The sequence below is a fragment of the Saltatorellus ferox genome, from assembly GCA_007751475.1.
GTDB lineage: Bacteria > Planctomycetota > UBA1135 > UBA1135.
Genome location: CP036434.1, coordinates 5,594,641 through 5,620,664, shown reverse-complemented (window position 1 = coordinate 5,620,664; position 26,024 = coordinate 5,594,641). Strand labels below are relative to the sequence as shown.

The following is a 26,024-nucleotide window of genomic DNA, read 5'->3' as shown; positions in this document are numbered from 1 at the left end:
CACCAAGCCAGCCCGCCTAGCGACGCTGGCTTGAAGCTTCCCCAGCCTGAACTGTCTGGGGCGTTCGACGTCTTCTGACCTGGCCAGCGCGCCTTGCTCCGGAGGCCGCTCCCTTCACCGGGGTCGAATGAGCGTTGTGCCCCACGAGTCTTCTCGGCGCCTTCGTGCCGTGACCTCCGGGGAAGTGACTTCGGTCACGACGGCATCCAGTTCTTTGAAAACAGAGTGACTCTTGAATTTGAGTGCGAGCGTGTCTGCGCTTCGTATCAGTCAATACCTCTCCTGCTGTGACCATCGTGTCGGGGCGGGGGAAAGGGTTGGCGGGTCAGCGCGGACTCAACAAAAAACAAAAGCCAAATCAACTCAACTGAAGGGTTTGATCCTGGCTCAGAACGAACGCTAGCGGTGTGGATTAGGCATGCAAGTCGTGCGCGAAAGTCTTCGGACGAGTAAAGCGGCGAAAGGGTGAGTAACACGTAACCAACGTACCCCTTAGATTGGAATAACCTCTGGAAACGGTGGGTAATGCCAAATGGTCCGCCGGCAGGCATCTGCTGGACGGTAAACGGCGGCTTCGGCTGTTGCTAAGGGAGCGGGTTGCGGCCTATCAGCTTGTTGGTGGGGTAACGGCCTACCAAGGCGATGACGGGTAGCGGGTCTGAGAGGATGATCCGTCACACTGGGACTGAGACACTGCCCAGACTCCTACGGGAGGCTGCAGTCGAGAATCTTCCACAATGGACGAAAGTCTGATGGAGCGACACCGCGTGCAGGATGAAGGCCTTAGGGTTGTAAACTGCTGTCACGCTATAGGAACCGCTGGTAGTGAATAGCTGCCAGTCTGACCAAAGCGAGAGGAAGCACCGGCTAACTCCGTGCCAGCAGCCGCGGTAATACGGAGGGTGCAAGCGTTGTTCGGATTCACTGGGCATAAAGAGCACGTAGGCGGCTCGCTCAGTCAGGTGTGAAAGCCCACGGCCCAACCGTGGAACTGCATCTGATACTGGCGAGCTCGAGGATGGAAGGGGTGAGTGGAACTCCAGGTGGAACGGTGAAATGTATAGATATCTGGAGGAACACCGGTGGCGAAAGCGGCTCACTGGTCCATTTCTGACGCTGAGGTGCGAAAGCTAGGGTAGCGAACGGGATTAGATACCCCGGTAGTCCTAGCCGTAAACGATGGGTACTAGGCAATGGGACAACCTATGTGTTTCATTGCCGCAGCTAATGTGTTAAGTACCCCGCCTGGGGAGTACGCTCGCAAGGGTAAAACTCAAAGGAATTGACGGGGGATCACACAAGCAGTGGAGCATGTTGTTTAATTCGAAGCAACGCGAAGAACCTTACCAGGCCTTGACATGCATGGATTAGCTTCCTGAAAGGGAAGTGACGCCTCTTCGGAGGTGGAACATGTGCAGGTGTTGCATGGCTGTCGTCAGCTCGTGCCGTGAGGTGTTGGGTTAAGTCCCGTAACGAGCGAAACCCTTATTGTTAGTTGCCAGCGGGTTATGCCGGGGACTCTAGCGAGACTGCCGTTGTCAAAACGGAGGAAGGTGGGGACGACGTCAAGTCATCATGGCCCTTATGGCCTGGGCTACAAACGTGCTACAATGGTCCGTACAAAGGGTTCCGAAGCCGCGAGGTGTAGGCAATCCCATCAAAGCGGGCCCCAGTTCGGATTGCAGGCTGCAATTCGCCTGCATGAAGCCGGAATTGCTAGTAATCGCGTATCAGCCATGACGCGGTGAATATGTTCCTGATCCTTGTACACACCGCCCGTCAAGCCACGGGAGCGGGTAGCGCTCGAAGTCGTTTTGTCTAACCGCAAGGGGGACGGCGCCGAAAGCGAGATCCGTGACTGGGACTAAGTCGTAACAAGGTAGCCGTAGGGGAACCTGCGGCTGGATCACCTCCTTTCTAACGGATGCGTTAGACTCATGGAGTGATCGTAGCAGCTAGAGATTCGTCGATAGCTGATGCCGAAATTCCATGAGCGAGCATAGGACGCCGCATTCAAGGACGAGAGTCACTCTACTTTATTCAGTGTGCGCCTGGACAGGCGCCGCGCCGATCCGCCTTCGGGTGGCTCTGGCTAGCGGTGTCTGTCCTGGAGCATGACGGAACCTCGGGCCTGTAGCTCAGTTGGTTAGAGCGTTCGCCTGATAAGCGAGAGGTCAGAGGTTCGAATCCTCTCAGGCCCACCACTCTATCCGCTGGCTTCCAAGCCCGACGACTTCCGGTTGAAAGACCGGGCATCCGATGGGGGCTTAGCTCAGTTGGTAGAGCATCTGCTTTGCAAGCAGAGGGTCAACGGTTCAAGTCCGTTAGCCTCCACCACTTACACCGCACTCGCGGCCATCCGAAAGGTCAGGCCGCTCGAGTGGGTGAGTGGGACAGAGTCACACTGAATAGAAAACGTACAGCGTGCGGTACTCACCGACGTCCTCCGGGATGTCACCGGGTGACCGTGCAGCTCTTTTAAAACAAGGTGAATCGAGAGAACGTGGCGAACACAATTTCAAAGAAGCGTAGTTAAGCTACAAAGGGTGTATGGTGGATGCCTTGGCGTCCAGAGCCGAAGAAGGTCGTGGGATAGCTGCGAAAAGCTTCGGGGAGCCGCTAACCAGGCTTTGATCCGGAGATGACCGACATTGGGAAACCAAATGGAGAAACCTCCATTATCGACATTGTTCGATGGGAACGCGGAGAACTGAAACATCTAAGTACCCGCAGGAAAGTAAAGAAAACTCGACTCCCTCAGTAGCGGCGAGCGAACGGGGACCAGCCTAAACCGGTGTAGTGTCAAGCTCACAGGCGTTGCTTCACCGGTGTCGTGGGACCATCTGATCCAACTGTGACAGGGTCAAGGAGTTACAAAGAGATAAGCTAGGTAAATGGCATGGGAAGGCCAACCGTAGAAGGTGACAGTCCTGTAACCGAAAGCTTTGATCCTCCTGATGTAATCCCGAGTAGCGCCAGACACGAGAAACCTGGTGTGAATTCGCGGGGACCACCCCGTAAGGCTAAGTACTACTGGACGACCGATAGCGTAATAGTAGCGCGAGCGAAAGGTGAAAAGTACCCCTGTTAGGGGAGTGAAATAGTACCTGAAACCATATACCTACAAGCTGTCGAAGGCCTATGACTCTTCGGAGTAACGGCTAACGGCGTGCCTTTTGCATAATGATCCGGCGAGTTACGCTGTATGGCAAGGTTAAGAGTCTCAGGCTCGAAGCCGAAGGGAAACCGAGTGTGAATAGCGCGAATTAAGTCATGCGGCGTAGACCCGAAAGCAAGTGATCTATCCATGGGCAGGGTGAAGCGGATGTAACAGTCCGTGGAGGCCCGAACGGGTATAGGTTGAAAACTGTTCCGATGACCTGTGGATAGGAGTGAAAGGCTAATCAAACTTGCAGATAGCTGGTTCTCCCCGAAATAGCTTTCGGGCTAGCGTCAGGTAATAGCACATGGGGGTAGAGACACTGATTGGGATAGGGGCCCCTCGGGGTACCCTACCCAGCCAAACTCCGAATACCATGTGTGGTATCCTGGCAGTCAGACTACGGGCGATAAGGTCCGTGGTCGAGAGGGAAACAGCCCAGACCGCCAGCTAAGGTCCCTAATGTGTGCTAAGTGCAGAAAAGGAACTGAAGTCTCTAAGACAGCCAGGATGTTGGCTTAGAAGCAGCCATCATTTAAAGAGTGCGTAACAGCTCACTGGTCGAGAGGCTTTGGGCCGAAAATGAACGGGGCTCAAGTGCACAACCGAAGCTGCGGCTTGTGCAGAATCGTTGATTCTGTGCAGGGGTAGGGGAGCGTTCTAACTGGGTGAAGGGATACGGTAACGAGTCCTGGACGGTTTAGAAGTGATTATGCCGGAATGAGTAGCGATAAAGCAGGTGAGAATCCTGCTCGCCGAAAACCTAAGGTTTCCTGGGCACGGTAAATCCGCCCAGGGTTAGTCGGTCCCTAAGGCGAGGCCGAAAGGCGTAGTCGATGGGTAACGGGTTAATATTCCCGTACTGCTGACAGACGTTTGACCAATGGGGTGACGCGGGAGTGATAGCAATCAGGGTGACAGATGTCCCTGTGTAAGGCCGAGGGTGGTGTGTAGGAAAATCCGCACACATAAGCCCGGAGTTGATGCCGAGTGCGTATGCGCGAAGTTGCCTGATCAACCGCCGAGAAAAACCTCTAGGGAGTCTTGTTAGTAACCGTACCAAAACTGACACAGGTAGGTGGGGTGAGAATCCTAAGGCGCTCGAGATAACTGCTGTTAAGGAACTCGGCAAAATGACCCCGTAACTTCGGGAGAAGGGGTGCCGTTGAGTGTGTAGGTCCTCGCGATCGAAGCATTTGGCGGCCGCAGAGAATTGGCCCAACCAACTGTTTACTAAAAACACAGGTCTGTGCTAACTCCTAACGAGGAAGTATACAGACTGACGCCTGCCCAATGCCGGAAGGTTAAGAGGAGCGGTTAGCGCAAGCGAAGCTGCGAATTGAAGCCCCGGTGAATGGCGGCCGTAACTATGACGGTCCTAAGGTAGCGAAGTTCCTTGTCGGGTAAGTTCCGACCCGCACGAAAGGCGTAATGAGTTGGGCACTGTCTCAACAGCAGACTCGGCGAAATTGTAGTCGTGGTGAAGATGCCACGTTCCCGCATTAAGACGGAAAGACCCCGTGAACCTTTACTGCAGCCTGATATTGGTGCTTGATGCATAGTGTGTAGCATAGGTGGGAGGCGTCGAAGCGGAGCTTTCGGGCTTTGTGGAGCCATCAGTGAAATACCACTCTCTATGTATTAGGTCTCTAACGCGCATGTCTGAATCGGCTGCGCGAACAGTTTCAGGTGGGTAGTTTGGCTGGGGCGGTCTCCTCCGAAAAGGTAACGGAGGAGCGCGATGGTACACTCAGCGTGGTTAGCAATCACGCGTAGAGCGCAAGGGTATAAGTGTGCCTGACTGCGAGAGATATAGCTCGAGCAGATACGAAAGTAGGTCCTAGTGATCCGGCGGATTCCGAGTGGAAGGGCCGTCGCTCATCAGATAAAAGGTACTCCGGGGATAACAGGCTGATCTCCCCCAAGAGTTCATATCGACGGGGAGGTTTGGCACCTCGATGTCGGCTCATCGCATCCTGGGGCTGAAGGCGGTCCCAAGGGTTTGGCTGTTCGCCAATTAAAGCGGTACGTGAGCTGGGTTTAGACCGTCGTGAGACAGGTCGGTCCCTATCTAGTGCGGGTGTAGGATGATTGAGGAGGTTTTCCCCTAGTACGAGAGGATTGGGGAGGACGAACCGCTGGTGCTCCAGTTATCACGCTAGTGGTACAGCTGGGTAGCTACGTTCGGAACGGATAAGCGCTGAATGCATCTAAGCGCGAAGCCTTCTCCAAGACGAGTCATCCCAATGAGTCCCCTGGAAGACTACCAGGTTGATAGGCAGGCGGTGTACGCGCAGCAATGCGTTTAGCTTACCTGTACTAATCGGACCAACGGCTTAACTACTTTCTCTCTTGTCGTCTGTCCCCTGAGCCCTTGTGGTTCGTGAACAGGCGGTGTGAGAGGAAGTTGCAACTAAGAAAGTGCAACAAGCCATGTTCAATCGATTCACCTTTCTATCACCGGGCTGGCCCGGAGCGTGAGCTCTGGCCAGCCTGGTACAAAACTCCCGGTGACTATAGGTTCCTGGCCATACCCGTTCCCATTCCGAACACGGTCGTCAAGCAGGCTCCGCCGATGATAGTGCTTATGCGCGAAAGTAGGTTATTGCCGGGTTCTTCCAAACACGCCCTGGCCGGACATTGTCCTGCCGGGGCGTGTTCTTTTTTGCTCAGCAGACCTGCGCCGATCGGCGAGCGTTGGGCTGAGGTCTGGACCATGAAGTGGCCCCGTGACGTCCGTTCTTGGGTTGAACGGACGTCACGGGGCCTTCGTCGTGCTCGAAACTGCGGCCGACACGAGCCGTCCGCAATGGAGGGGAGAACTATCCCTGCGTCAGATCCCGAGGGCCATAGCGGGCGCTCGCCCCGAGTTCCTCCGCGATTCGAAGCAGGCGGTTGTACTTCGCCACCCGGTCACTCCGGCACGGTGCACCGGTCTTGATCTGGCCTGCATTCGTCGCCACGGCCAGATCCGCGATCGTCGTATCTTCGGTTTCACCGGATCGATGGGAAATCACGCAGCGCATTCCATGGCGATGGGCGAGGGCAATGGTCGACAGCGTCTCGGTCAGCGTTCCAATCTGGTTGACCTTGATCAGGATGGCGTTGCCCGCCTTTTTCTCCAGGCCCATTCGCAGTCGCTTGACGTTGGTCACGAACAGGTCGTCGCCGACGAGCTGGAGCTTGTCACCCATGGCCTTTGTGATGCCCTGCCAGCCTTCCCAGTCGTCCTGGTCGTGCGAATCCTCGATCGAGAAGATCGGGTAGCGCTCGCAAAGGCCCTGGTAGTAAGCGGTTAGTTCGGCATTGGACAGTGCCTTGCCATCGATCGTGTACTTGCCGTCCTTGTGGAACTCGGCCGAGGCGGCGTCCATCGCCAGCTTGATGTCGCGACCGGGCTGAAGCCCGGTCTGCTCGACCGCTTCGACGATCAGCTCCAGCGCTTTTTCGTTCGACTCCAGATTGGGCGCAAATCCGCCCTCATCGCCGACCGCGGTGTTCAATCCGCGAGCCTTACATACGCTCTTGAGCGCGTGAAAGATCTCGACGCCCATGCGGAGGCCCTCAGGGAACGAGGTCGCGCCCATGGGCATGACCATGAATTCCTGGATGTCGACGTTGTTGTCCGCGTGTTCGCCGCCGTTCAGGATGTTCATCATCGGAACGGGCAGAACGTGCGCCTGGGCTCCACCGATGTATCGATAGAGCGGAAGCCCGCACTCGTCGGCTGCCGCGTAGGCGTTCGCGAGACTGACCGCGAGGAGCGCGTTCGCCCCCAGGCGGCTCTTGTTCTCGGTGCCGTCGAGCTCGATCATGGCCCGGTCGATCGCGCCCTGATCGAGCGCGTCTTCGCCCTCGAGCCGGTCGCTGATCTCGGAGTTCACCGCCTCCACGGCCTTCAGGACGCCCTTTCCGCCGTATCGGCCCTCGCCGTCGCGCAGCTCGTGGGCCTCGTAAATGCCTGTACTGGCGCCCGAAGGCACCGCGGCGCGGCCGTACGCGCCAGAGGCCAGAAGAACCTCGGCTTCGATGGTGGGGTTGCCTCGGGAGTCCAAAATCTCCCGTCCGTGGATGCTAACGATCTCGCTCATGTCGGAATCCTAGCAAGCGCCGCCGATAACGCCCTTGTTCAGGCCCCCTCGCGGGCCGATACGCGGATAATTCCAGCCCCGAACGGCGAACCAGAGCGACCCCATGGCCAAAGACTCGAAGAAGCATACCCGCAAGATCTCCCAGCTCCCGAACGCCCTGACCCTGGCAAACGCCGGGCTGGGTCTGCTGGCGATCTCCAAGGCCATCGACGCGCTGGCCCGAGGTGCCGACCAGGCGATGTTCGAGCAGAACCTGGAGACGGCCTGCTGGCTGGTTCTTGCGGCGGGCATCTTCGACGCCCTCGACGGCAAGGTCGCCCGCATGACCAACAGCTTCAGCGATCTTGGCGCCCAGCTGGACTCACTCGCCGATGCCCTGACCTTCGGCGTGGCTCCGGCGATCATCGCCAAGGTCCTCCTGGAACACGAGGGGCTCGCTCATCCGCGGATCAACTTCATCGCCGCGGCCGCGTTCGCGCTCATGGCGATTCTGCGTCTCGCGCGCTTCAACGTCGACACGGACGAGGAAGACGATCACTCGGGTTTCGACGGCCTCCCGACGCCTGCCGCTGCCGGCACCCTCGTGGCCGTGATCCTCATGTTCCTTTCCCTGGGCGGCGCCATCGAGACGGTGGGGGGCGAGCCTACCCCGCTCGGGCGGGGCCTGGAGTTCATCCCGCTCGCCTGGCGAACCGCGATGACGCAAACGCTCCTCCTTCCGATGGTCCTCGTGATGCTGCCGGGTCTCGCGCTCCTGATGGTAAGTCGCGTCCGCTACGTTCACCTCGCGACGAAGATCTCGGGGAACGGCACCAAGCGCGGCCTCATCCCGATCGTCTTCATCGTCCTCGGCCTCTATCTCGCGCCCGTGCTGTCGCTCTTCCTCTTCGGTCTCGGCTACGTGGGCTTCGGTATCTGGAAGGCCGCCGTGAACCGCAACGCGACTCCCTCCGACGCGATTCAATGAGCCAGACCCAGCGCTACACCGCAGCCATCGCCCTCGGAGCCAACCTCGGGGAGCCCGAGCGCACCTTCAAGCGCGCCTTGAGCCTACTGGAGCGTGATCACGACGTCACGCTCCTGCGCCGCTCGCACTGGAAGACGACCGACCCCGTCGGTGCCCGCGGCCAGGACCCCTACACGAACGGCGCGATCCTGGTCGAGACGACGCTCGGCCCGACCCCGCTGCTCGAGGCCCTGCGCCAGGTCGAAACCCACCTCGGACGTGACCGGTCCATCGAAGAGCGCTGGGGTCCACGCACGCTGGATCTCGATCTCCTCTACATGGAGGACGCGGACGGCGCGTCCATCGAGATCCGCAACCACGACCTCGTCCTGCCGCACCCGCGGATGGAGGAGCGCGCCTTCGTCCTCGAACCCCTCGCGGACATCGCGCCGGATCACGTCCTGCCGCGCTCCGGCGTCACCGTGGCCGCGCAGCTCCAGCGGCTGCAGGCCGGCGGCGGCCTCATCCGCCTGACCTCGGTCGAAGAGGCCCGAACCTGGTGCCGCGCCGCCCGCTCCGACGACGGCACCCTCGGCTTCATCCCGACGATGGGCGCCCTGCACGAGGGTCACCTCGACCTCGTCCGTCGCGCCGCGGCCGAGAACGATCGCGTCGCCGTTTCGATCTTCGTCAATCCGCTGCAGTTCAACGATCCGGCGGATCTCGAGCGCTATCCCCGCGACTTCGAGGGGGATGCGAAGAAGCTCGCGGGCGTCGGCTGTTCGATGGTCTTCACCGGCACGCTCCCGGAGTTCTTTCCGGACGAACTCGATAGCGCCGGCGCCCTTCGCCCCGAGCATCTCCTCGACCCTGGCCCCGCCGCCCTCGGCCTCGAAGGCGCCTTCCGTCCCGGCCACTTCGAGGGCGTCGCGACGATCGTCGATCGCCTGTTCGACGTGGTCGATCCGACCCGCGCCTACTTCGGCGCCAAGGACTTCCAGCAGTGCCTCGTCGTCGAGGCCCTCGCCGCGCACCGCGGTGGCCGCCCCCAGATCGTCCGCTGCGACATCGTGCGCAGCGCCGCGGGCCTCGCGCTCTCCTCGCGCAACATGCTGCTCTCCGAGGACGCCAAGGCGGAAGCCCTCGCGATCTCGCGCGGCCTCAAGGAGGTCCGGGCGGCCTGGCGCGGCGGCCTCCGCGACGCCAGCACCCTTACCGAGATGCTGATCCATGCCCTCGATGCGCCCGGCGTCGATCTCGAATACGCGGAGATCCGCAACCCCTCGAACTGGACCGCCGACGCGCCGCCTGGCCTTATCGAAGAGGCCGTTGCGCTGGTCGCCGCCAAGGTCGGCGGCGTGCGCCTCATCGACAACATGCTGCTCTCGGATGCGCCCGTTCCCGCCGTCCAGGCTGGCGCCTGATGACCGAGGGCCGGATCAGCGTGGCCGCAGGCGCCAAGGTGAACCCGCGCCTCGTCATCCACGGTCGGCGCGCGGACGGCTTCCATGAGTTGACGACGCTGATGCTCGGCCTGGATCTCGTCGACGAGGTCACGGTCGAGCTTGTCGCAGGCACGCCTCGCGCAGGCGAGCGCGCCCCGATCACGGTCACCTCGCGCGGCCCCTTCGCTTCCCCCGATATCTCCACCGACGAGACGAACCTCGCGGCCCGCGGTGCGCGCGCTGCCCTCCAGGCCCTGGGCCGAGAGGACGTCGCCCTCCTCATCGAACTCGAGAAGCGCATCCCGAGCCGCGCGGGCCTCGGCGGCGGCAGCGCCGACGCGGCAGCCGCAGCGCTGGCGACCCTGCAACTCCTGCAGCCCGATCGCGGCGTGGCCGTCGATGCCGCGGTGACCGAATCGCTCGGCCGAATCGGCGCCGACTGCGCGTTCTTCTTTGCGGCCCGCCACCATGGAGCCGCCCTGAGTTCGGGCCGCGGCGAGGCGGTGGAACCCATCGCAGCAGACCCTCCCTGGCACGTCGCGCTGCTGACCCCGGCCATCGACTGCGCCACGCCCGCCGTCTACGGCGCGCTCGGCCTCGAACCGAAGAGCGCTGCCGAACTCCGGGCAGCCGCTGAACCCAGAGGCGCCGAAGTGCGGCCCGCGGACCTTTTCTCCGCCACGGCCAGCCCCGCCCGAGCTCTTCTTCTCAACGACCTCGAAGCCGCGGCCATTCGCGCGTTCCCCGCGCTGGGCGAATGGCGCGCACTCTTCGAGGGAGTGGGCCACGGACACTTTCTTCTGGCGGGGAGTGGCTCCAGCTTCTTCGGACTGTTCGACGAGGCCGTCGAGGCCGCGTCCGCGCTCGAAGCGCTCCGCGGCGCCGCGGCCGAGCGCTCCCTCGCTTTCCGCCACGCCTCCGTCCATCGACCGGCGGGTGAGCACCTGCTCCGCGTCCTTCATTCCCCGGATCGGCCATGACCCGGACCATCGGTATCGTGGGCGCGGGTGCCGTGGCCCGGGCGCTCGCTGCCGCGCTGACCCGCCGCGGCGCCCCCGAGTTTCACCTCCTCGTCTGGGCCCGGCGCCTGGAAGCCGCGGCCGCCGTGGCCCAGCTCGCCCAATCCGGCCAGCTCGTGCAGGGCCGCGCGAGCGCCGCCGCGTCGATCGGAGAGCTTCGTCACTGCGACGTGATCCTCGTCGCCGTTTCGGACGCCGCCATCGAAGCCGTGGGGGAGCTCCTGCTCTCGGAGTTCACCACCCAGGAGCCGGGCAGCCTTTCGTTCCCGCAGGCCATTCTCCACACGGGCGGCGCGCGCACGGGTGAGGACGCGCTCGCCGCGCTCGCGTCCTTGGACACCGCGCTCGGCTCCCTGCATCCGCTCGTCGCCGTCTCGGGCGACGCCGCGCCCGCGCCGGAACTCTTCGCCGGTATGCCCTTCGCCGTGGAAGCCACCACGGCCGAGGCGACCGCGCTGGCCCGCGACCTCGTCGGCGCCATGGGCGGCTTCGAGGTCGAACTCCCCGCCGCGCCGAGCCGCTCCGCTGCCCGTGAGCAGAAAACCCGCTACCACGCCCTCGCCACGATGGTGGCCACCGGCGTCGTGACGCTCGTGGACCAGGCCGCCGCCGCCATGGCCAGCGCCGATCCCGTCGAGCGCGAGCGCTTCCGCCGCGCCTACGGCGAACTCGCCCGCAGCGCCGCCCGGAACGTCCTGCGCGACCGCGGCGCCAGCGTGCTCACCGGCGCGATCGCCCGCGGCGACGACGCGCTCGTCGATCGCCATCTGGCGGCGCTCGCTGGCACTCCGAACGAGCCACTTTACCGCGCGGTCGAATCGGCCGCGCGTCGGATGCTGAACGAACCCACGGCCGAGACGCCCGATCCATCATGACGTCCAGCGCCTTCCCGTCCCCGGCGCCGGCCCCCGGGCCGATTCCCGGCCCGATCGTCGTCTCCCTTCTCTGCCGAACGCTCGCCGCCTTCCGCGAGGCGCTCGATCTCGGCGCCGCGGCCGACGCCGACGTCGTCGAGTTCCGCCTCGATCACGTGGCGCGTGAACTCCTCGGCCCCGGCGCGCTCGCGTTCGGCGCGCTGGTCGACCTCGCGGGCCGCCCGACGATCGCCGCGATCCACGGCAGCGAGGGCTTCGGCACCTACGGCGGCAGCTCCGCCGACCGTGGCCGCGTGCTGGCGGCCGCCGCAGGGGCGGGCGTCACCTACCTCGACATCGATGCCGCTCTCCTCGGGGAAGCGCGCCTCGACGGGCTCGCCACGCCGCGCATCCTCTCGACCCACCGCGAGCTGCCCGCGATCGATGACGCCTCCCTCGACGCGGTCGCCGACGAACTCGACGCTCTCGTCCGGCCCGGGGCCGGCGACCTCGTCAAGATCGTCCCCGCCACCGAGCGCGCGGAGGACGTCATCGTGCTGCTCGACTGGCTGGAGCGCCGGCCCGCGGGTTCGACGATCGCGTTCGCCTCCGGCCACGCCTCCGCCTTCTCACGCATGGCGGCCCCTGCCTTCGGGTCGGTCCTTGTGTACGCAGCCCCCGCCCGGATCGAGGAGCCAAGACCCTCCTCGCCGCTGCTCGCCAGCGCCGCGCCCGGCCAGCTTCGTGTGTCGCACCTGCGCGCCGTGTGGGGCGGCCGCGACGGATCCCAGGCCCGCGTTCCCGGGCGCGCCACCCGCCTGGCCGCCGTCTGCGGCCGGCCGATCGGGCACTCCGCCTCCCCGGTGACCCACGCGGCCGCGCTCCGTGCGCTCGGCGCGGACGCGCTGTTCCTCCCCGTGGCGCCCACGTCGTTCACGACCTTCGCCAACGCCGTGCGCCAGCATCCGCGCTGGGTCGGCCTGTCGGTGACGGCGCCGTTCAAGCTGAAGGCGATCGAGCTCGCGACCGGCGAGCACGGGGCAGGCGCCGACGCGGCGTCCTCGGTCATCGGCGCCGCGAACACGCTCTATTTCGACGCAGAGCCGGAGCGCCGGTTCACCGCGTCGAACACGGATGCCCCCGCGATCGGCATCGTCATCGCGGAGGCCGTCGTGGCCGAGGACTTCGCCGGCCTCTCGGCCGTCGTGATCGGCGCGGGCGGCGCGGCGCGCGCGGCGGTGCATGCGCTGGCCAAGCGCGGCGCGGCCGTCACGGTCGCGGCCCGCCGGATCGAGGCGGCGCGCGCCCTCGCCACCGAGATGGCGGCCTCGATGGACGTCGGCGTCGGAGCGGCCGACCTCCGGAGCGACGCCTACCGCGACCTTCGCCCGGACATCATCGTCCACACGACGCCGCTCGGCACCGACGGCATCGGGGAGCCCGAGGTCCCGGCCGAGCACCTGCGCCCGGGCGTGGCCGTCCTCGACGCGGTGTACCGGCCGCGGGAGACCGCGCTGCTCCGCAGGGCAGCGGCCGCCGGGGCGATTCCGATCTCGGGCGAGCGCTGGTTCCTCCTCCAGGCGTGGCTCCAGCACGGAACCCTCTTCCAGGACCTGTACGCAGGCCGAACGCTCACGCCTGAACTCGAGGAAGCCGCGCAGCGGGCGATGGGGGATGCGCTTGGCCGCTGGCTTTCCGGCGAGACGTCCTCGCAGAACCCATGAGCTTCTGTCTCTCCACGAAGCTGGCGCTGGTCGGCCTGCGCGGGGCGGGCAAGACTTCCGTCGGGCGCGAACTCTCGGCCCGCCTCGGCCTGCCGTTCGTCGACCTCGACGAACGCATCGCGGCGGCGGCCGGGTTCGGGCACGTCGGCGAGTTGATCGCGGCGCACGGCCTCCCGGCCTTCCGCGAACTCGAGCGCGATGAGCTGGCCGCCGTGCTGGCCGAGCCGCGACGGCTGATCGTCAGCACCGGCGGAGGCGCGGTCGAGGATCCTCGTTCGCGCAGGCTGCTGCGAACCGAGGCGCTCACGGTCTGGCTTCGCGCGCCGCTGGAGATCCTGCGCGAGAGGGTGGCGAGGGACGAGCGAGGGCGCGCGGCGGGCGCGGTTCCACTGCGGCCAGCGATCGTTCCGCCGCCGGGGGCAGGCTCGGACGACGCTGGCCCTGAGGCCCTGGACCACGACGAGTTCACCGTTCTCCAGGAGCGTCGCGCGCCGCTGTACCGTGAGGTCTCGCGTCGAGCCATCGACGTCGAGTTCGGGTCCCCGCTCGAAATAGCCCGGCGCATCGAACGAATCTGGCGGGGATAGACGCGGGCTTCTCAAGTGAACCCTTCGGTTTTCCCGATCGAAGCCCTAGGATTCAAACGGTGGATTACATGGGGAAACACGCGCAAAGAGGCCCATCGGCGAAGCGCGTGTGCCTGTGGAGTGCGCTCCTGATCCTGGCGAGCCCCGTCCATGCGTCGGCCCGTTTCGCCGAGTCGGCCGTCGAGTTCCCGAACGGATTCACCGGGGGCCTCCGCACCGCGGAGTCGAACGCGTCGCCCTACGTGCTCGACGATGCCCAGCGCGCCCGGATCGCGCTGCTCGTCGATGAGATCTCGGAGCTGGACGCGGCCCAGCTCGACGCCGCGGCCCAGCAGAAAACCGGCGCGGCCAGCGCCGACCTCGTCCTCGCCGTCCTTCTCCGCGCCGGACGTCCGATGCCGCCTGGCCTGTCGACGGCGCGACGGACCCAGCGCGCCGAGCGCTCGAAGGAAGCGCTCTCCTGGATCCGCCTTTCGCTCACCAATCCCCGGCGCTCCGAGCTGGTCACCGACGCCATCGCATCCGCCCTCGACGTCGCGTCGCCCGCGCCCGAGCTGAGCGTCGCGGCGATGCGCGTGGTCGCCCAGCTCGATCTGGTCTCGCATGCGCTGGAGGTCGCGCGCTGGCTGGAAGAGCCGGGCGCGGTCGACGCTGCGTCCGATCCTCTCCCGCCGAACGATCGAGCCTTCGATCCTCTGCCGCGGATGCGCCTCAGCGCGCAGTCGGCTCTCTATCAGCTCTACGGTCGCTGGTTCGAGGACGCTGCGGCCTTCCGCGCGCAGTGGGAGATCCTGCGCGGGCGGACACCCGATGGCACCGGACGCAATGAGCTTCTGGAGGCGACGAACACGGCCGAACAGCGCGCGCTGACCTTGATCGAGTTCGCGCCGACGCGGCTGGGCCACTCGCTGATCGACTGGCCGAGCCCGAGGATGCGTGCGAACGCGGCGCGGGCGATCGGCCGGGCGGTGGCGGCGGGCACGCTCGCGCCGGCGGCGGCGCGCGAGTCCCTCGTCGAGGGGCTGGAAAAGGAGCGCAGCGAAGAGGCGCTTTCCGCGCGTCTGCGCACGCTGCTCGATCTGGTCCAGGGCGCGGATCCGAAGGGCGAGGCCGTGCGCTCCGTCCGCGAACTCGTCTTCGACGTGGCCGAGCGCGCGAAGTCGCGTTCGTGCGAAGAGATCTGGGTGATGATCGGAGCCCTCACGCGCCTCGCCCAGCCCCTGGGTCCGGAAGGGGATCCGGCGCGGAGCGAGACGCTCGCTCTCGCCACGCAGCTCTTCGAGCGTGCGATGCGACGCGGGGAGGTCCGGGCCCTCGATCCCGATGCCCTCCAGGGCGCCATCACGTCCATGAGTGATCTGGTGCGTTCGATCTCGAACGCGTCGGTCGCGATGGAGGCGGCGCGCCCGCTCGCCGAACTCGTTCGTCCGATGGTGGTCGGCCCCGAGGGGATGAGCCGCCGCGCCGCAATTCCGCTCCGCGTGCGCCGCGCCGCCGCCGAGGCCTTCGCCCTGTCGGTCCAGGCGAGCGACGCCCGCGAGCTCGTCACGCTGGTGCGTTCGATGGAGACGCCGGAGCTGGAGTACGAGCTCCTCGGCGCCCTGCGCGCGGTGATCGCGGTGGTCGAGCCGGGAACCGCGAACGCGGAGGCGGTGATCGACGAACTGTTCGAGGCGGCGGCCGAGCCGAAGTTCGATAGCCGCGCCCGCGCCCTCGAGCTTCTCCTCAGCGAAGACGTCCGCCCGGCCCTCCTCGCCAGGCCCCGAAAGACCGAGTCGCGGTGGGCCCAGGCGCGCCTGCTCGCAGAGCCGTCGCCGGAGCTTCAGATCCGCCTCGCCGAACTCCTCGGTTTGGTGGGGGACAAGGCGTCGCTCGAGCGTTTGCTGGATCCCGGGCCGCCGGTGGCCAGCGAGGAGGGGACTCCACCTGCGCTGGCGCCGCTCGCGCAGCTGGCCTCCACGAGCGAAGAACTGGTCGCTGCGTCTGCGAAGCTGGCGCGCGCGCTCTCCGTTTCCAGCCCGACCCTCAGGGCCCGTTCCGCCTACATGATCGCGGGCCCCGGTTCGCTGACCGAGCCCTCGGACGCGCTCCTGCCGATCCGGACGCGGGAGGGATTGGACCTGATGTTGAGCGTCGATGTGGCCGCCCTGCAGCCCCAGGTGGAGCGCACGCGCGCCTTGACCTGGATCATCCTGCGCGCGCTGGAGCTTCGTCTCGTGATGCCGGGTCCCATGTCGACGTACTTCTCCGGCCCAGATCCGCTGGCCCTGAAGTTGCACGATCTCAGTTCGCAGGCGGGCCCCTCCGTGGCCGAGAAGGATCAGCCGTCCCTCGCGCTCCTTCGTTCCTTGATGCGCGCCGACCTGACCCGCGCCGCCGCTGAAGCCGGAGTCACCCCGACGAGCGCGGCCGACCAGGACCGAAAGCTCTCCGAGATCATGGCAGGCTTCGACCTCGCCCTGGCGAACGCGCCGGTCCTCGGATGGACGCCCTCGGCGATCACGCTGGAAAGCGTGTCGCTCCTGCGCGCCTTGAACAAACCGGACGCCGCGCTCCAGAGAATCGAGCGCCTCATCTCGCCAGAAACCGCGCCCGACCTCTCCGCGATCCCCGCGCCCACGATCCGCCTCTTCACCGAACTGGTCCTGGCCGCGGACCCCTTTTCGGGCCGATCCCGATCCCGGGCGCAGCGCTCGGCGAACCTCTGCATGAACCTTCTCCAAAGACCCACCTGGTCGACGGACTCGGCGGACGTGCGCCTCGCCGACCTGGAAGGCGCTCTACAAATCGCGTCGATGCTGGAGGGCGACGACCTGGAGCCCGAGCTACTCGCCGCCGTCGCCAGTGCATCGACGAGCGCAGTCATGCGCGAGGAGCTCGAAGAGGTGGACGCGGAGCGGGCAGCTTCGGTGTGGAAGATCGTCAGTACGTCCGGCCGCCGTTGATTTCCCATCAACTTCTCGGACCCACCCCTTGCATCCCCTCCCTGCTTCCCTATACTCCTCGCCAGCGACGCGGGGTGGAGCAGCCTGGTAGCTCGTCGGGCTCATAACCCGGAGGTCGCAGGTTCGAATCCTGCCCCCGCTAAATCCAAAAGAAGAGAGGCTCGTTCCTGACGGAACGAGCCTCTCTTCTTTTGGATTTAGGTGTCTCTGGCCCATCCGCTGACGCGGATGGAGCGATTTTCGGGGGGGGAGGATCCCCCCCGGGGCCCCCCCTGAAGGAGCTGCTTGGGTCAGGGGCGTGGGGACCTTGTTCTGGGGGCGTTGGCGTGGTCCGTCACGGGGAGGGGGTCATTTCCGGCCGCGGAGAGACCGGTAGCGCCGGATCAGAGCGTTGGTGGATTCGTCGTGCTCCAGGGAAGGCTCCTCTTGGCTCACCAGCTCGGGCACGATCTTCTTGGCGAGGACTTTGCCCAGCTCGACGCCCCACTGATCGAAGGGGTCGATGTTCCAGATCACGCTCTGGGTGAATACGTCGTGCTCGTAGAGCGCGATGATTTGGCCGAGGGCGGTGGGCGTCAGTTGCTCGAACAGCATCACGTTCGTTGGGCGGTTGCCGTCGAACTCCCGGTGCGGCGCGAGGTCTGGGGGAACGCCCTCTGCTTCGACCTCGGCCCGGGTCTTGCCGAACGCCAAGGCCTCGGTCTGGGCGAAGACGTTGGCGATCAGGAGATCGTGGTGGTCCCCGAGCGCGTTCAAGGGCCTTGCGAAGGCGATGAAGTCCGCGGGGACCAGGCGCGTGCCCTGGTGGATCAGCTGGTAGAACGAATGCTGGCCGTTGGTTCCCGGCTCGCCCCAGTAGATCGGGCCCGTGTCGACGCCGACTCGTTCGCCGGCCAGCGTGGTGTGCTTGCCGTTGCTCTCCATGGTCAGCTGCTGAAGGTAGGCGGGCAGGCGCTTGAGGTACTGCTCGTAGGGCAGGATCGCCACCGTCGCTGCGCCGAAGAAGTTCGTGTACCAGACGGTGAGCAGGGCCTTCAGAACGGGGAGGTTGCGCTCGAAAGGGGCCGTGCGGAAGTGCTCGTCCATCCCGTGGAATCCCTCCAGCATCTCGGCGAACGCCTCCGGGCCGATGGCGATCATCGTGGAAAGGCCGATGGCCGAGTCCATGGAGTAGCGGCCGCCGACCCAGTCCCAGAAGCCGAACATGTGGGCGGTGTCGATGCCGAAGGCGGCGACCTCTTTGGCGCTCGTCGACACGGCCACGAAGTGACGCGCGATGGCCTTGGCGTCACCGCCCATGCCGGCGAGGCACCACTCACGCGCGGTGTGCGCGTTCGTCATGGTCTCCTGAGTCGTGAAGGTCTTCGAGGCGATGATGAAGAGCGTCTCCTCGGGATCGAGATCGATCGTCGCCTCGGCGAAGTCGGTGCCGTCGACGTTCGAGACGAAGCGGAAGGTCAGGCTGCGATCCGCGTAGTGGCGCAGCGCTTCGAACGCCATCACCGGGCCCAGGTCGGACCCGCCGATGCCGATGTTGACCACGTTCTTGATGCGCTTGCCCGTGTGCCCCTTCCACGCTCCGCTTCGAACCTCGTTCGAGAACTCGCCCATCCGGTCCAGCACCCCATGCACCCCGGGCACGACGTTCTCACCGTCGACGGTGAGAACGGCGCCGCGCGGCGCGCGGAGCGCGACGTGGAGCGCCGGGCGATCTTCGGTGGGATTGACCTTCTCACCCGCGAACATCGCGTCGATGCGCGCCCGCAGCCCGGCTTCCTCGGCGAGCTGCACGAGGAGTCGCAGCGTCTCGTCCGTGATCCTGTTCTTGGAGTAGTCGAGGAAGATCCCGGCCGCCTCGAGGCTGAGGCGCTCGCTGCGCTTCGGGTCGTTGGCGAAGAGTTCGCGCAGGTGGAGCGGCTCGATCTGTTTCCAATGGGCCGCAAGGGCGGTCCAGGCCCGGCCCTTCTGGATGGGGGTCGCTTGGTTGGATTCTTGGCTCATGCTTTGGTTCCGTGCGAAGCGCTGTGGGCTTCCAGTCGTGGGGCGGGGATCGTTCGGGTTCGCCAAGGTGGGGAGTTCGCCATGTCGTATGCAAGGGTCAGGGCGTCACGCAGGGCGGCGTACCGGCGCTCTCGTGCCAGAGAAGGATCCCATCCCAGGCTTCCTTCGCCGTTTCTGCGAACCAGAAAAGGTCTCGATCTTCCGCGTCGATCACGCCTTCATCCACGAGGAAGTCCACGTTGAAGATCTCGCGCCAGTAGCTCCTTCCGATCAGCACCACGGGGACCGGCTCGATCTTCCGCGTCTGGATCAGGGCGAGCGTTTCGAACAGCTCGTCCAGCGTGCCGTAGCCGCCAGGAAAGACCACCAGCGCCTTCGCCCGCAGGAGGAAGTGCAGCTTGCGGATGGCGAAGTAGTGGAAGCGGAAGCAGAGGCCTGGCGTGATGTAGGGATTCGGGAACTGTTCGTGGGGCAGGGTGATGTTGAATCCGATCGACTTGGCCCCCACGTCGAAGGCTCCACGGTTGGCGGCTTCCATGATGCCGGGCCCTCCACCCGTGGCGATCACGACCGAGCAGTCGTCCGGGCCACCCGACGCGACGCTCACGAGCCGCCCGAATTCCCGCGCGAGATCGTAGTAACGGCTCTTCGCTCGTAGCCGCTCCGCGACGGCCACCTTCCGCTCGAGTCCTTCGTCATCCGGCGCCGACGCGTGGGCCGCGCGGGCCTCGTCGAGCGACCGCCGTGCCATCTCGGGGTCGGGAATCCGCGTGCTCCCGAAGACGACGATCGTGTGCTGGATCCCGTGCTCCTCCAGGAGGAGCTGCGCCTTCAGGTAGTCGAGGTGTAGCCGAACCCCGCGCGTATGTCCGTGCGCCAGGAATTCCGGATCCTGGTCGGCCTGCCGATACGACGGGCTGTTGAGGAGTATGGCTCGATCGCTCGAGGGCTCGGACGATGCCATCAGTACCTATCGTCTGCCAGGTAGACCGCCTCGTCCATGGCGCCTTCCCACTTGCCGACCGCGGTGGCGACCGCCGCGTCGCCCGTCACGTTCGTGAGCGTGCGCATCATGTCGAGGAGGCGATCGAAAGGATAGATGAAGCCGATAATCAAGATCGCCTTCTCCTCGGGGACGCCGACCTGGGTCAGCGCGGCGGCGGAGAGCAGCAGGCCCGCCGACGGGATGCCCGCAGCACCGATCGAAACGAGCGTCGCCATGACCGCGACGAGCACGTACTGGCTGAAGGTGACGTCGAGCTTGAGGGCCTGCGCGCCGAAGAGCGCCACGAGACCGATGTAGATGGCCGTGCCGTCCATGTTGATCGTCGCGCCGAGCGGCAGCACCGACGAGGCCACGGACTTGTCGATCCCCAGGTTCTCGTGGACGCAGGTGATCGTGACCGGCAGCGTGGCCCCTGACGATGACGTGGAGTAGGCGACGGCCTGGGCGTCGCTGATGCCGCGGATGAAGGGCTTGAGCGGCAGCCGCAGGAGCACCTTGATGATCCCGCCGTACGTGATGATGATGTGGAGCACGCAGGCGAGGTACAGCGCGATGGTGAGGAGTCCGAGGCTCTGCAGGATGCCGAGGCCCTTGTCGGCCATCACGACGGTCATCAGCGCGAAAACGCCGAAGGGCGCCATCTCCATCACGATCACCGTGACCTTCATGATCGCCTCGGCCGCGCTGTCGAAGAAGCTGCCGACCTGCTTGCCAGCATCGCCCGCGAGCAGGATGCCTACGCCGAAGAGGATCGAGAAGAAGATCACCTGGAGGATGTCGCCGTTCGCCAGCGCCTCGAAGGGATTGGTGGGGACGATGTTCAGCAGGCGGTCGACGATGCCGCCCGCCGCCTCGGCGGCCTGGGCCTTGGACTGAATCGCGCTCGCATCCACCAGATCGAACATCTCCGGCGAAAGACTCGCTCCCGGCTTCAGGATCGTCCCCATCAGCAGACCCAGGCAGACCGCGATGGCCGTGGTGCCGAAGTACATGCCCAGCGCCTTGCCGCCGAGGGACCCCAGTCGCTTGGGATCTCCCATGGCGACCACGCCCGAAACGAGGGTGAAGAACACGAGGGGGACGATCAGCATCTTGATCATCCGCAGGAACAGGTCCCCGAGCCAGCCAATCCACTTGATGGCGAACGCGCCGCTCGTTTCGGGGCCCATTCCGTAGCGGAGTGCCAGGCCCGCGCCCACGCCCAGGAACAGCGCCGCGATGACGCGCTTCCACAAATCGATCTTGAACCATGTACCCATAAGCCCATGGAGGGTACGGAGCGGGGGCGAGCGCCGCCAGTCAGGGATCATGCCCTCCTGAGAAGGCAGGCTCGGCGCCTAGCCGCTATCCTGTGGGGCATCCTCTGTCTTCCCCGGACAATGGACAGATCTCACACCCCGGCGACCGCCCCCAGGACCCACCCCATGCTCAAGACGTTCTTTCTGCCTCTCGCTCTCATCCTCCCCGTTCTCAGCTGTGGCGCCTCCGAAGGAAGCACCGAAGCCGGCCCAGCCGCCGGAGCTGAGACGGCGTCCCCTGCGGCGGGCGCCCCGAAGGCCCAGACGGTGGCCATCGAGTCCGCGACCCGCGAGCTGCGCTGCGGCTGCAAGATCGACTCGGTCGGGCACTGCGGCAACTACGTGGCCGTGGGCGACGAGTGGCTGGAGATCGCCAACCCGAAGGACCACGGGCTGAACAACATGGAGTGGTGCGGTGTCCCCGCGAACCAGAAGACCCAGGGTACGGTGGCCGGTGAGCGCACCGCCGACGGCAAGATCCAGGTCGCGACTCTCGAGATCGCGGGCAAGTAGGCCAGGGGGCCCATTTGATGGATACGTTCCTCCTCGTCTTCCTCTTCATGGGCATCGGCGTCGCCGCGATGGCCGTCGGGCTCCTCCGTGGGAAGGCTCTGTCCGGATCGTGCGGCGGCGTCGGACCGGACGGCGAGTCCCTGGCCGACTGTCTCTGCGAGATGCAGAACGCGCCCGTTTGCGATGCGCGGAAAGAGCTCCTGGCGCTCGCGAAGCGCAAGGCCGAGAGGGATCGACTGCGCCAAAAAGCGACGACGTGAGCCGCTGATCGACCGCTGGCAACCCAGTCTGTTCCATCCGCGACCGAGCCCCCCCTGCGTGCGAAACGTTGGGGGGGCTCGTGCGTTTCAGAGTCTGTCGGCGGCAGAAGTCCTCCGCCGCGAACATCCTGAATCACCACGGAGAACCGCCATGTTTCGACGCACACTTGCCCTTGTCCTGATCTCGTCCGCTTCGCTTTCGCTGGCTTCGGCCGTGCCCCAGCGAGGGCCCCAGCGAGGGCCCCAGCGAGAGCTCCAGCGCGGGCCCCAGGTGGAAGGCCGGCAGGGTCAAGAGGTCCGCCTTAAACGACCCGCCTCGGAGGAGTCAGCGCCTCACGGTCGTCGTCCCTCGGCCTCAAACGAGGAGCGCGGACCGCGCCTGATCGAGGCCCTCATTCAGCGCTTCGACCTGGACGGCGATAGAAAGCTCGACGCGGCAGAGCTGGGCCAGCTCCGCCGTCAGATGACCGTGCGGAAGATCGCTCGCAGGCGCGGCGCACGCACCGAGCAGCGACGCGGGGACGCCGCTCCCGGTGAGCGTGAAAAGGGCCTCAGCCGTCGCCGCGGCCGGATGGACCGCCAGCCGGGATCGCAGGGGCCGGAAGGAAGGCCTCTCCGTCGGCGAGGCAACCGCTGAGCCGCCGCCAGACGAGTTCGATCCTTTCATGGTCGGGCGCCTCGCCGAGCGCAGCGAGCAGCCTTCGCGCCAGCGGCCCGTGGTCGAGGATGACCTCGATCGACGGGCCGAGTTCCTTCCAGGCAGCGCTCTTCCCGCGCACCTCTTCCAGCAGCTCGCGCCAGACGTCTGCCGCCGTCATCGGACCACCGCGGCCCAGCGCCGTCAGCAGCACCGAGTCCTCGATCATCGCCTCCCCGCCGCTCGCGATGCACGCGTCGAACGTCTTGCGCAGATCCTCGGTTTCGAGCGCGTGCAGGATCTCGATGGGGGCCCAGCGCTCCTCCGCCAGGGCCTGGACGACGCTCGTGACGAGCAGCGCCACGCCGAGGTCCATGCGCGGCGATTCCTGGATATCGAGCACGCGGATCTCGATGGCACCGCGCTGGAAGCGCGCGATCGAGCCGCGCGCGTTCAGGAACTCCGGAACCAGGAGACCGTCCGGATCGAGCGCCGCCGCCGCCTTGCGCAGCGGCACGAAGATCTTCTCGTCGTACTCGGCCTGGTCGAGGTAGGTGTCGGGGATCACGAGGCCCATCGCCTCCGGGATCCTCGACTGGTGGGTGCAGTAAACGTCGAGCCTGCGGTCGAGCACGCCGGTCACCACGCCTTCGACGACCGGGGAACTCGCCGCGATCGCGGGCATCAGCGGCAGGAGCGCGCGGATGGCCGCGTGCAGGCGCTCGAACTCCGCATCGTTCGCGAACGGCAGGTTGATGTGCGTGCTCTGCAGGTTCGCCCAGCCGTGCCGGAAGCAGTGGAAGATCCGGTGGTAGGTGCGGTACACCTCGCCGTAGTCGTGGGGCCAGAGCACGGTCTCATGGGCCGGGTCCATGAAGGGATGCATCGCGCCAGGCAGCAGCATGGCGCCCATGGGCTCCAGCTCGGCGTTGATGCGCGTGACCGCGGCCTGGAAGGCGCTGGCCCAGCCCGCGAGGCTCGGCGTCGGACCGTTGGTCTTCAGCTCGATCACGTGCAGGACGAGCTCGTTCGACCAGGCGACGATGCCCTCCTCGAAGTCGACCGGCTCACCGCCGCTGACGACGGAGAGGAGCTGGTCGGCGATCGGACGGACGGCGAGCGTCTTCCGGTCGACGATCATGTACTCGAGTTCGATGCCGTAGGCCGAGCCGAGTGCGAGGGGGCCCTCCGGGGCGAGGACCTTGGGGGCTTCGCCCTTGGATGATGTGGGTTCTGGAGTCATCGGACCTTCCCTGCACGCTTCTTCTGTTCGACCCGCGCCATGAGGTGGCGCATGATCCGGAGGTAGAGTTCTTCGCCGAGGACGCCGTCCTCGTCGCCCGCGTCGATCGTCGGGTTGTCGTTCACTTCGATCACGACGGGCTTGCCGTCGATCTCCTTGACGTCGACGCCGAAGAGGCCGTCGCCGTAGAGCATGGCCGCGCGAACGGCGATGTCGAGGACCGCGCCGGGCGCCTGCTCGACGGGCAGCGCCTCGACGCGTCCGTAGTCGGGTGAGCCGCCCGTGCCGTGGTGGTGGGCGATCTGCCAGTGCTTGCCCGCCATGTAGTACTTGCAGGCGTAGAGCGGCTGGCCGTCCAGTACGCCGATACGCCAGTCGAAGTCGGTGGGGCGGAACTCCTGGGCGATCACGAGCGACGACTTCTTGAGGAGCCGGTCGAGGCCCTCGCGAAGCTCCTCGGGCGTCGACGCCTTCGAGACGCCGGCGGAGAACGCGCTGTCGGGCTGCTTGAGGACGCAGGGGAGGCCGAGCTGCTTCAGCACCTGGTCCGCGTTGCGCTTGGTCACGATCATCGAGTTCGGGCTCGCGATCTTGTTCTTCGTCATGAGCTCGGCGAGGAACACCTTGTTCATGCACTTGATGATGGCGTCCGGGTCGTCCATCACGACGAGCCCTTCTGCCTTCGCCTTGAGCACGATGCGGTAGGTGTGGTGGTTGATCGCCGTCGTATCGCGAATGAAGATGGCGTCGAACTCCGCCGTTCGCGAGTACACGTTGCGGTCGACGACCTCGACCGCGAAGCCGACGGCTTCCCCGGCCTTGACGAAGTTCTGGATCGCCTTGGGATCGGAGGCCGGATCGGGATCGTCCTCGTCGCGCAGGATCGCGAGGTCGTAGCGCGCCACCGGCTTGCGCCTGGGGCGCGGAGAGCGGCCCGCGACGAAGTCAGCGAGCGCCTCGGCCACGAGTTCGCCGTGCTCCGGCGGGACTTCCTTTGCTTCGAGAGCGTCGATGCCAGCGAGCGTCCAGCTCTTCGCCTTCGCCTTCCACTTGAAGTGCGCTCGCATGAGCGGGATCTGGAAGGCGCGGAAGATCGCGGCGGCCAGCGGGTCGTAGCGCTTCGCCACGTTGCGGCCGAAGTAGACGCTGAGCTCGAACGAATCGCCGACGAGCGGCTTGAGCTGGCTCTGGATCAGGTCGTCGAGGTCCGAGGAGACCCCGCGTAGGATCGCGGCCGACTTCAGTTCCTGGACGGTGTTGACCGTCGGGAGCGGACGCTGCTTCCTGGCCTCGGCCAGGAGCGACACGTAGTAGCCCTTGGTCTGGTAGCGGAGCGAGCGGCAGAGATTGATCACGCGCGTGCGCGGGCGGCGCGCGATCGGATCGTTCGCTAGGTAGTCGTCAGCGGCGAGGACGTCGACTCCAGGGGAGTCGAGCGGCCAGTCCTTCGGGTCGTCGACGACGGCGAGGTAATGGGTCATGTCGGGGGCGCGGGTGACGGGGATCCGGACGAGTCTTCGGACTGCGGGTAGATGATGAGGAAGTTGGCGTCGTACGTGAGAACTCCCAGGAGAATCGCGCAGATGACTCGTGTCATCGGAACGGAGTAGTGGTGGTCGTCACCGATCGGGTTGTCGCCGAGGGGGTCGGCGATGGTGACGGTCTTCGTCTTCTGGTTGTAGCCGGAGAGGACGACGAAGTGGCCCGCGGGGACCCCCAGGACGTCGTCGGGTTCACCGTCGTCGAGGCGCTCGCGGGCTTCCTGGTAGAGGTACGTGGAGCTCAGGCCCGTCAGCAGGGGGTGCCCGGCCCTGAGGTGCTTGCGCAGCAGCTTGGCGGTGAGGTCACCCCAGGTGATCTTGCCGCCCGCCTTCAGGAAATCGACGTAGGCCCGGGTGGCCATCGCCAGCTTCTGGTTGTCGGCCTTGCGGCGGGCCTGCTCCTCGAGCTTCGTCACGAGGTCCGTCGTGCCGTCCAGGAACCAGGTCGGGTCGAAGACGGCGAGGTTGAACGTGTGGATCGTGGCGGTGTAGCCGCGGTGGAGCGCGTCGAGGGCCAGCAGAACGGCCAGCGTGCCCCCTTCTGCAAAGCGCGGCGCACGGCTGATCACTTCCTCCAGAGACTGCTCGTCACCGTGGTACCGATACACGGCGTGCAGGCAGGTCGGCCCGCAGGTCGTGAGATCGGGCTGGTTCTGAATATCGATCTCGAGGCGGTGTTTCATGTGCGTTGCGCGCTATGTAGTGTCGAATCACTCCAGCGTCATCAACCGAATACCCAATCCTGGGTCGAATC

Annotated in this window: 16 protein-coding genes, 3 tRNA genes and 3 rRNA genes; 15 read left to right on the top strand and 7 right to left on the bottom strand. The window is 65.4% G+C overall.

What is annotated here, in order from left to right; genetic code table 11:
• Nucleotides 1–364: 364 nt before the first annotated feature.
• From Poly30_RS20210 to rrf, 5 genes are all read left to right on the top strand, one after another.
• Nucleotides 365–1,917: ribosomal RNA gene (locus Poly30_RS20210) — 16S ribosomal RNA — on the top strand.
• A 210-nt stretch (nucleotides 1,918–2,127) separates the two neighbouring features.
• Nucleotides 2,128–2,204 (top strand) — tRNA-Ile (locus Poly30_RS20205).
• Between the two features lie 57 nt (nucleotides 2,205–2,261).
• A tRNA-Ala gene (locus Poly30_RS20200) sits at nucleotides 2,262–2,337 on the top strand.
• A gap of 193 nt (nucleotides 2,338–2,530) precedes the next feature.
• Nucleotides 2,531–5,504, top strand: a 23S ribosomal RNA gene (locus Poly30_RS20195).
• 162 nt (nucleotides 5,505–5,666) lie between these two features.
• A 5S ribosomal RNA gene (gene rrf / locus Poly30_RS20190) occupies nucleotides 5,667–5,774 on the top strand.
• The 16S, 23S and 5S rRNA genes sit together here with 2 tRNA genes alongside, the layout of an rRNA operon.
• 208 nt (nucleotides 5,775–5,982) lie before the next feature.
• Here rrf and eno read toward each other — a convergent pair.
• Nucleotides 5,983–7,251 carry a phosphopyruvate hydratase gene (eno, locus tag Poly30_RS20185; protein WP_145201489.1) on the bottom strand — a complete coding sequence of 423 codons (1,269 nt, stop codon included), beginning with the start codon at nucleotides 7,249–7,251 and terminating at the stop codon, nucleotides 5,983–5,985.
• Nucleotides 7,252–7,354: 103 nt separating this feature from the next.
• Here eno and Poly30_RS20180 point away from each other — a divergent pair, with 103 nt between their 5' ends.
• The 8 genes from Poly30_RS20180 to Poly30_RS20145 all read left to right on the top strand — a co-directional run bounded on the left by Poly30_RS20180 (nucleotide 7,355) and on the right by Poly30_RS20145 (nucleotide 16,913).
• Nucleotides 7,355–8,218: a CDP-alcohol phosphatidyltransferase family protein gene (locus tag Poly30_RS20180; protein WP_145201486.1), complete on the top strand. Its 864-nt coding sequence runs from the start codon at nucleotides 7,355–7,357 to the stop codon at nucleotides 8,216–8,218.
• Nucleotides 8,215–9,621: a pantoate--beta-alanine ligase gene (gene panC, locus Poly30_RS20175; RefSeq protein ID WP_145201483.1), complete on the top strand. Its 1,407-nt coding sequence runs from the start codon at nucleotides 8,215–8,217 to the stop codon at nucleotides 9,619–9,621. Before Poly30_RS20180 ends, panC begins: the two co-directional genes overlap by 4 nt.
• The gene (locus tag Poly30_RS20170) at nucleotides 9,621–10,622 is read left to right on the top strand and encodes a 4-(cytidine 5'-diphospho)-2-C-methyl-D-erythritol kinase (protein ID WP_145201480.1); all 1,002 of its coding nucleotides are present in this window, start codon (nucleotides 9,621–9,623) and stop codon (nucleotides 10,620–10,622) included. The genes panC and Poly30_RS20170 overlap by 1 nt, the downstream gene beginning before the upstream one ends.
• Nucleotides 10,619–11,536, top strand: a complete 918-nt coding sequence (locus tag Poly30_RS20165) for a DUF2520 domain-containing protein (protein WP_145201477.1) — start codon at nucleotides 10,619–10,621, stop codon at nucleotides 11,534–11,536. The genes Poly30_RS20170 and Poly30_RS20165 overlap by 4 nt, the downstream gene beginning before the upstream one ends.
• On the top strand, nucleotides 11,533–13,239 hold the full coding sequence (locus Poly30_RS20160; RefSeq protein ID WP_145201475.1) for a type I 3-dehydroquinate dehydratase: 1,707 nt from the start codon (nucleotides 11,533–11,535) through the stop codon (nucleotides 13,237–13,239). The genes Poly30_RS20165 and Poly30_RS20160 overlap by 4 nt, the downstream gene beginning before the upstream one ends.
• Nucleotides 13,236–13,826: a shikimate kinase gene (locus tag Poly30_RS20155; protein WP_145201471.1), complete on the top strand. Its 591-nt coding sequence runs from the start codon at nucleotides 13,236–13,238 to the stop codon at nucleotides 13,824–13,826. Before Poly30_RS20160 ends, Poly30_RS20155 begins: the two co-directional genes overlap by 4 nt.
• A gap of 68 nt (nucleotides 13,827–13,894) precedes the next feature.
• On the top strand, nucleotides 13,895–16,771 hold the full coding sequence (locus Poly30_RS20150; RefSeq protein WP_145201468.1) for a hypothetical protein: 2,877 nt from the start codon (nucleotides 13,895–13,897) through the stop codon (nucleotides 16,769–16,771).
• Nucleotides 16,772–16,839: 68 nt separating this feature from the next.
• A tRNA-Met gene (locus tag Poly30_RS20145) sits at nucleotides 16,840–16,913 on the top strand.
• Between the two features lie 206 nt (nucleotides 16,914–17,119).
• Here Poly30_RS20145 and pgi read toward each other — a convergent pair.
• The 3 genes from pgi to Poly30_RS20130 all read right to left on the bottom strand — a co-directional run bounded on the left by pgi (nucleotide 17,120) and on the right by Poly30_RS20130 (nucleotide 21,013).
• A complete protein-coding gene (gene pgi / locus Poly30_RS20140) occupies nucleotides 17,120–18,772 on the bottom strand; it encodes a glucose-6-phosphate isomerase (RefSeq protein ID WP_145201465.1) in 1,653 nt (550 codons plus the stop codon).
• 97 nt (nucleotides 18,773–18,869) lie between these two features.
• Complete coding sequence (locus Poly30_RS20135) at nucleotides 18,870–19,736, bottom strand: LOG family protein (RefSeq protein WP_145201462.1); 867 nt, start codon at nucleotides 19,734–19,736, stop codon at nucleotides 18,870–18,872.
• Nucleotides 19,736–21,013 carry a dicarboxylate/amino acid:cation symporter gene (locus Poly30_RS20130; protein WP_419190412.1) on the bottom strand — a complete coding sequence of 426 codons (1,278 nt, stop codon included), beginning with the start codon at nucleotides 21,011–21,013 and terminating at the stop codon, nucleotides 19,736–19,738. Before Poly30_RS20130 ends, Poly30_RS20135 begins: the two co-directional genes overlap by 1 nt.
• A 189-nt stretch (nucleotides 21,014–21,202) precedes the next feature.
• Here Poly30_RS20130 and Poly30_RS20125 point away from each other — a divergent pair, with 189 nt between their 5' ends.
• Nucleotides 21,203–21,589: a hypothetical protein gene (locus Poly30_RS20125; RefSeq protein WP_145201456.1), complete on the top strand. Its 387-nt coding sequence runs from the start codon at nucleotides 21,203–21,205 to the stop codon at nucleotides 21,587–21,589.
• A 17-nt stretch (nucleotides 21,590–21,606) separates the two neighbouring features.
• Complete coding sequence (locus Poly30_RS20120) at nucleotides 21,607–21,849, top strand: hypothetical protein (protein WP_145201453.1); 243 nt, start codon at nucleotides 21,607–21,609, stop codon at nucleotides 21,847–21,849.
• Nucleotides 21,850–22,400: 551 nt separating this feature from the next.
• Here Poly30_RS20120 and Poly30_RS20115 read toward each other — a convergent pair.
• From Poly30_RS20115 to Poly30_RS20105, 3 genes are read right to left on the bottom strand one after another with little or no spacing between them, the layout of a single operon-like run.
• Nucleotides 22,401–23,729, bottom strand: coding sequence for a carboxylate-amine ligase (locus Poly30_RS20115; RefSeq protein ID WP_145201450.1), 1,329 nt, complete (start codon nucleotides 23,727–23,729; stop codon nucleotides 22,401–22,403).
• On the bottom strand, nucleotides 23,726–25,210 hold the full coding sequence (locus Poly30_RS20110; protein ID WP_145201447.1) for a RimK family protein: 1,485 nt from the start codon (nucleotides 25,208–25,210) through the stop codon (nucleotides 23,726–23,728). Before Poly30_RS20110 ends, Poly30_RS20115 begins: the two co-directional genes overlap by 4 nt.
• Nucleotides 25,207–25,953: a C39 family peptidase gene (locus Poly30_RS20105; protein WP_145201444.1), complete on the bottom strand. Its 747-nt coding sequence runs from the start codon at nucleotides 25,951–25,953 to the stop codon at nucleotides 25,207–25,209. The genes Poly30_RS20110 and Poly30_RS20105 overlap by 4 nt, the downstream gene beginning before the upstream one ends.
• Between the last annotated feature and the right edge of the window lie 71 nt (nucleotides 25,954–26,024).

Excerpts from the sequence above, each read along its gene's own strand:
- eno (WP_145201489.1), bottom strand. The coding sequence starts at position 7,251 with ATGAGCGAGATCGTTAGCATCCACGGACGGGAGATTTTGGACTCCCGA.
- Poly30_RS20180 (WP_145201486.1), top strand. The coding sequence starts at position 7,355 with ATGGCCAAAGACTCGAAGAAGCATACCCGCAAGATCTCCCAGCTCCCG.
- panC (WP_145201483.1), top strand. The coding sequence starts at position 8,215 with ATGAGCCAGACCCAGCGCTACACCGCAGCCATCGCCCTCGGAGCCAAC.
- Poly30_RS20170 (WP_145201480.1), top strand. The coding sequence starts at position 9,621 with ATGACCGAGGGCCGGATCAGCGTGGCCGCAGGCGCCAAGGTGAACCCG.
- Poly30_RS20165 (WP_145201477.1), top strand. The coding sequence starts at position 10,619 with ATGACCCGGACCATCGGTATCGTGGGCGCGGGTGCCGTGGCCCGGGCG.
- Poly30_RS20160 (WP_145201475.1), top strand. The coding sequence starts at position 11,533 with ATGACGTCCAGCGCCTTCCCGTCCCCGGCGCCGGCCCCCGGGCCGATT.
- Poly30_RS20155 (WP_145201471.1), top strand. The coding sequence starts at position 13,236 with ATGAGCTTCTGTCTCTCCACGAAGCTGGCGCTGGTCGGCCTGCGCGGG.
- Poly30_RS20150 (WP_145201468.1), top strand. The coding sequence starts at position 13,895 with ATGGGGAAACACGCGCAAAGAGGCCCATCGGCGAAGCGCGTGTGCCTG.
- pgi (WP_145201465.1), bottom strand. The coding sequence starts at position 18,772 with ATGAGCCAAGAATCCAACCAAGCGACCCCCATCCAGAAGGGCCGGGCC.
- Poly30_RS20135 (WP_145201462.1), bottom strand. The coding sequence starts at position 19,736 with ATGGCATCGTCCGAGCCCTCGAGCGATCGAGCCATACTCCTCAACAGC.
- Poly30_RS20125 (WP_145201456.1), top strand. The coding sequence starts at position 21,203 with ATGCTCAAGACGTTCTTTCTGCCTCTCGCTCTCATCCTCCCCGTTCTC.
- Poly30_RS20120 (WP_145201453.1), top strand. The coding sequence starts at position 21,607 with ATGGATACGTTCCTCCTCGTCTTCCTCTTCATGGGCATCGGCGTCGCC.
- Poly30_RS20115 (WP_145201450.1), bottom strand. The coding sequence starts at position 23,729 with ATGACTCCAGAACCCACATCATCCAAGGGCGAAGCCCCCAAGGTCCTC.
- Poly30_RS20110 (WP_145201447.1), bottom strand. The coding sequence starts at position 25,210 with ATGACCCATTACCTCGCCGTCGTCGACGACCCGAAGGACTGGCCGCTC.
- Poly30_RS20105 (WP_145201444.1), bottom strand. The coding sequence starts at position 25,953 with ATGAAACACCGCCTCGAGATCGATATTCAGAACCAGCCCGATCTCACG.